This is a genomic window from Brevibacterium picturae (assembly GCF_030453725.1).
Lineage (GTDB): Bacteria > Actinomycetota > Actinomycetes > Actinomycetales > Brevibacteriaceae > Brevibacterium > Brevibacterium sandarakinum_A.
The window spans coordinates 1-4,149 of the sequence record NZ_JAKDJU010000225.1 but is presented as its reverse complement, the minus strand read 5'-3'; the positions used below and the strand labels follow the sequence as shown (position 1 = coordinate 4,149).

Genomic DNA, 4,149 nt, shown 5'->3' with positions numbered 1-4,149 from the left:
GCGGCCGACTCCGCACATGATTGAGTCAGCAGGACATATCAGAGGGCCGGGTGCCGCGATCGATATCGTAGCCCCCGACCCCCTGAACTCGCCGGACGCACGTTGTCGGCCGCACCTCAGGCCAGACGAACCATCCAGTTGTTCGTGTCTTCGGCCCGACCGTACTGAATGTCGAGCAGAGTCTTGCGGAACTCCATGGTCTTCACACCCGGCTCTTCACCGTGGTCGATGGTGAAGTCACCGCTGACGACCCGACCGATCGGTGTCACGACCGCGGCGGTGCCGCACGCAAAGGCTTCGACGATGTCGCCGTTGGCAACGCCCTCGCGCCATTCGTCGACAGTGATCTTGCGCTCTTCCGGCTTCAGGCCCAGCTGCGGGGCGAGGTCGAGCAGGGACCGGCGAGTGACACCGTCGAGGATGGAATCACCGAGCTCCGGAGTGAGCAGGCGACCGTCCTTGGTCACGAGCATGAGATTCATTCCGCCGAGCTCATCGATGTACTTGTTCTCCGCGGCATCGGTGAACAGCACCTGCTGGCAGCCCTCGGCTGCAGCTTCGTTCTGTGCCGCCAGCGAGGCAGCGTAGTTGCCGCCGCACTTGGCGAATCCGGTGCCGCCGGAGCCGGCGCGGTTGAAGTTCTGCGACAGCCAGATCGAGACGGGCTTGATGCCGCCGGAGAAGTATGGACCGGCGGGGCTGGCGATGACGTAGTAGTCGACCTCATGGCTTGAGCGCACACCCAGGAACTTCTCGGTGGCGATCATGAATGGGCGCAGGTACAGGCTCGACTCGTCGGCTTCGGACTCCGGAGTGGGAACCCACTGCTGATCGAGGGAGACCAGAGCTTTGAGCGATTCGATGAAGTCGGATTCCGAGATCTGCGGCAGCGCAAGGCGCTCGGCGGACTTGTTGATGCGCGCAGCGTTCCGCTCGGGACGGAAGGTCCAGACGGAGCCGTCTGCGTGGCGGTAGACCTTCATGCCTTCGAAGATCTCCTGCGCGTAGTGGAACACTGCAGCAGCAGGATCGAGCACCAGTGGGCCGTAGGGCTTCACCTCGTGAGCGTGCCAGCCATCGTCCAGGGTGTACCTGATGTGGGCCATGTGGTCGGTGAAGTAGAGCCCGAACCCGGGGTCCTTCTTGATGTTCTCGCGCACCAGCTCGGGTTGCGGCTGGACATTCTTGAGAACGGCAAACTTAGTCATTAGAACTCTTTTCTCATTTGTGATGAGTGACACTGTCAGGGTAGTCCATCACCCCGGTGCGCGTCGCACCGGGGTGAAGGCTGACAACTCACTCAGCCGCTCTGTCAGCTCAGGCGGGCCGCGATCGCGTCGCCCACCTCGGCGGTGGTTCGCTTGGTTCCGTCGCGGTCGGCCAGATCGGACTCGACAGCGGTCTCGATCGACTTTGCCACGACCTCGAGCCCCAGGTTCGAGGCCATAAGCGCACCGGAGAGGATAGAAGCGGTCGGATCGGCGATCTGCTGTCCGGCGATATCAGGCGCCGAGCCGTGGATGGGTTCAAACAGGCTCGGTGCGGTTCCTTCGACGTTGAGGTTGCCTGAGGCGGCCAGGCCGATGCCGCCGGTGACTGCCGCGGCGAGGTCGGTGAGGATGTCACCGAAGAGGTTGTCGGTGACGATCACGTCGTAGCGTGAGGGGTCGGTGACCATGAAGATCGTGCACGCGTCCGTGTGCTCGTAGTTGACCGTCACCTCGGGGTATTCGGCGCCGACCTTCTCGACGACTCGACGCCACAGGTGACCGGCGTGGACCATGACGTTGTGTTTGTGGACGTAGGTGAGCTTCTTGTTCCTCGCCTGCGCACGCTCGAACGCGTCGCGAACGGCGCGCTCCACGCCGTACCAGGTGTTGACCGAGACCTCGGTCGCGACCTCGTAGGGCGTATCGGTGCGGACGGATCCACCCATGCCGGTGTAGGATCCTTCGGTGCCCTCGCGGACGACGACGAAATCGATCTTTCCCGGGTTCGCCAGCGGGCTGGTGACTCCGGAGAAGAGCTTCGACGGTCGCAGATTCACTGCGTGGCTCAGACCGAAGCGCATCTTGAGGATCACTCCGCGCTCGAGTACACCCGAAGGCACGCTCGGGTCACCGCATGCGCCGAAGAAGATGGCGTCGTGCTGACGCAGCGATTCCAGCTCCTCGTCAGTGATCGTCTCGCCGGTCTCGTGCCAGCGGCTGGCGCCGACGTCGTAGTCCGTGAGCTCGAGTTCGGCAGGTTCACCGGACACCTCGATCGCGCGCTTGAGCACCTTGAGACCTTCGGGGACGACCTCGTTGCCGATACCGTCACCCGGCATGACTGCAATAGAAAACTTCATGGTCACAGAATAGATCTCATCTCACCATGCAACCAGGTCGTCCTACTATCCGGACATCAGTGAAGCGTCGGACGCCCTGAATCCCGCCATCCACAATTTCATGTCTCAAACTTCGTCCCGGACTACAATTTCCGGCCCAGAAAGCCGAAGATGGGAGGAACACCCCGAACCCCCAGAGAAAGTCGATCATTGACAGATACGATCCGCAATCGCCGAGCAGCCGCCCTCCCCGCCAAACTCTCCCGCTCCTGGCTGCTCGTCAACGCGGCCAAGGGGGAGATCTTCTCTGAGGCGCAGATCTCCGAATCGGATTCCGTCATCTTCGACCTCGAGGCCTCGGTCTCCGATGACAAGAAACTCGACGCCCGAGACAATGTCGTGCGTGCTCTTGAGGGCGGCATGTCCGCATGGGTCCGGATCAACAAGATGGACTCGGAATTCTGGGACGACGACCTCGCCGCCATCGCCATGCTGCCCGGACTGCGCGGTGTGATGCTGCCGGAGACCGAACGCCCCGAGCAGGTCTCCTATACCGCGATGCGCGCGAAGGCGGGCCTGCCGGTCATCGCTCTGCTCGAGTCCGCGATGGGCGTGGAGAATGCGACCAAGATCGCCGAGGCGCCCGGCACCTTCCGTCTTGCCTTCGGAACGAACGACTTCCGCAAGGACACCGGTTTCTCCGGTGACCCGATGGCCCTCGCCTACGCCCGCTCGCGCCTGACCATCGCCTCGCGCATGGGCGGACTGCCCGGCGCCATCGATGGACCGTCCGCAGCCGCAGCGAGCGATGAGCAGGTCCGTGAGGACGCCGAGGTGACCCACATGATGGGCATGACCGGAAAGCTCGTGCTCAACGTCGATCAGGTCGTGACGCTCAACGAATCGATGAGCCCGAGCGAGGACGAGCGCGACTGGGCACGTCAGCTGCTCGAAGCGGCCGAGGGGGGATCCGAGATCACGGACGGCTCGTATCTCCCCCGTCTGGCGCGTGCGAAGAAGATCGCCTCCCTGGCATCGACCTACGGTCTCTGGAACGCTTGAGCCTGCGCAGCGCCTGAGCCTGCGGAACGCCGGAGTCGTCGCGAATGTCGGTCCGCCAACCGACGTGGATCCTCTGGTCCACCCTGCCCGCGGTACTTCTCATCGTCGCCTTCGGCATCTGGCTGCGCACAGATGCCATCGGCCCCACCTCGCTCGATCAGAACTGGCTCAACCTCGTCGGGATCGAACCGGACACCATCCCCTATTGGACGGCGGTCACCCTCGCCGAGGTGGGCGGGGGCACGGGTGCCGTGATCTGCACCGGTCTTCTGGCCTCGTTCTTCGTCCTTCTGCGACGGTTCCGTGCCGCTGGCGCCCTCGTCACCACCATGCTTCTCGGCATCGCCCTGTCAGAGCTGCTCAAGGCCGTGGTCATCCGAGTCCGTCCCAGTCAGCAGCTCTATGACTCCCTAGGCTATTCGTATCCCTCGGGGCATTCGATGGGCGCTGCGGCGCTGGCCATGGCGCTTGCGTTCATCGTCTCCAGGGCGCACGTGATCCGACTGGCTGAGGCGGGCGCGGTGCCGCCCCTGGCAACCCCGCCCGAAGACGAGGACGGGGCTGCTCCGGCAGAGATCACTCCCCCGCTCGAACCGGTGCGGCTGCGTTTCCACTGGTCGATGATCCTCGCCTTCGCCTGGATCCTGCTCATGATGTGGTCACGCACCGCACTGCAGGTGCATTGGCTGACCGACACGATAGCCGGTGCCCTGATCGGCATCTCGGCGGCGGTGCTGGCCGACGAACTGTGGACCTGG

General features: G+C 63.7%; 4 protein-coding genes. 2 read left to right on the top strand and 2 right to left on the bottom strand.

Annotated elements, in window-relative coordinates; translation table 11 throughout:
• Nucleotides 1–116 precede the first annotated feature (116 nt).
• On the bottom strand, nt 117–1,208 hold the full coding sequence (locus tag L0G76_RS14580; RefSeq protein ID WP_304357877.1) for a branched-chain amino acid aminotransferase: 1,092 nt from the start codon (nt 1,206–1,208) through the stop codon (nt 117–119).
• A gap of 104 nt (nt 1,209–1,312) precedes the next feature.
• Complete coding sequence (locus tag L0G76_RS14575) at nt 1,313–2,350, bottom strand: 3-isopropylmalate dehydrogenase (protein WP_304357876.1); 1,038 nt, start codon at nt 2,348–2,350, stop codon at nt 1,313–1,315.
• Between the two features lie 189 nt (nt 2,351–2,539).
• Between L0G76_RS14575 and L0G76_RS14570 the strand changes: the two genes are divergently transcribed.
• Nucleotides 2,540–3,391, top strand: coding sequence for an HpcH/HpaI aldolase/citrate lyase family protein (locus L0G76_RS14570; RefSeq protein WP_304357875.1), 852 nt, complete (start codon nt 2,540–2,542; stop codon nt 3,389–3,391).
• 44 nt (nt 3,392–3,435) lie between these two features.
• On the top strand, nt 3,436–4,149 hold a 714-nt coding region (locus L0G76_RS14565), incomplete at its 3' end, for a phosphatase PAP2 family protein (RefSeq protein WP_304357874.1).

What these genes read in the sequence shown, in the direction of transcription:
- L0G76_RS14580 (WP_304357877.1), bottom strand. Translation starts at nt 1,208, where the DNA reads ATGACTAAGTTTGCCGTTCTCAAGAATGTCCAGCCGCAACCCGAGCTG.
- L0G76_RS14575 (WP_304357876.1), bottom strand. Translation starts at nt 2,350, where the DNA reads ATGAAGTTTTCTATTGCAGTCATGCCGGGTGACGGTATCGGCAACGAG.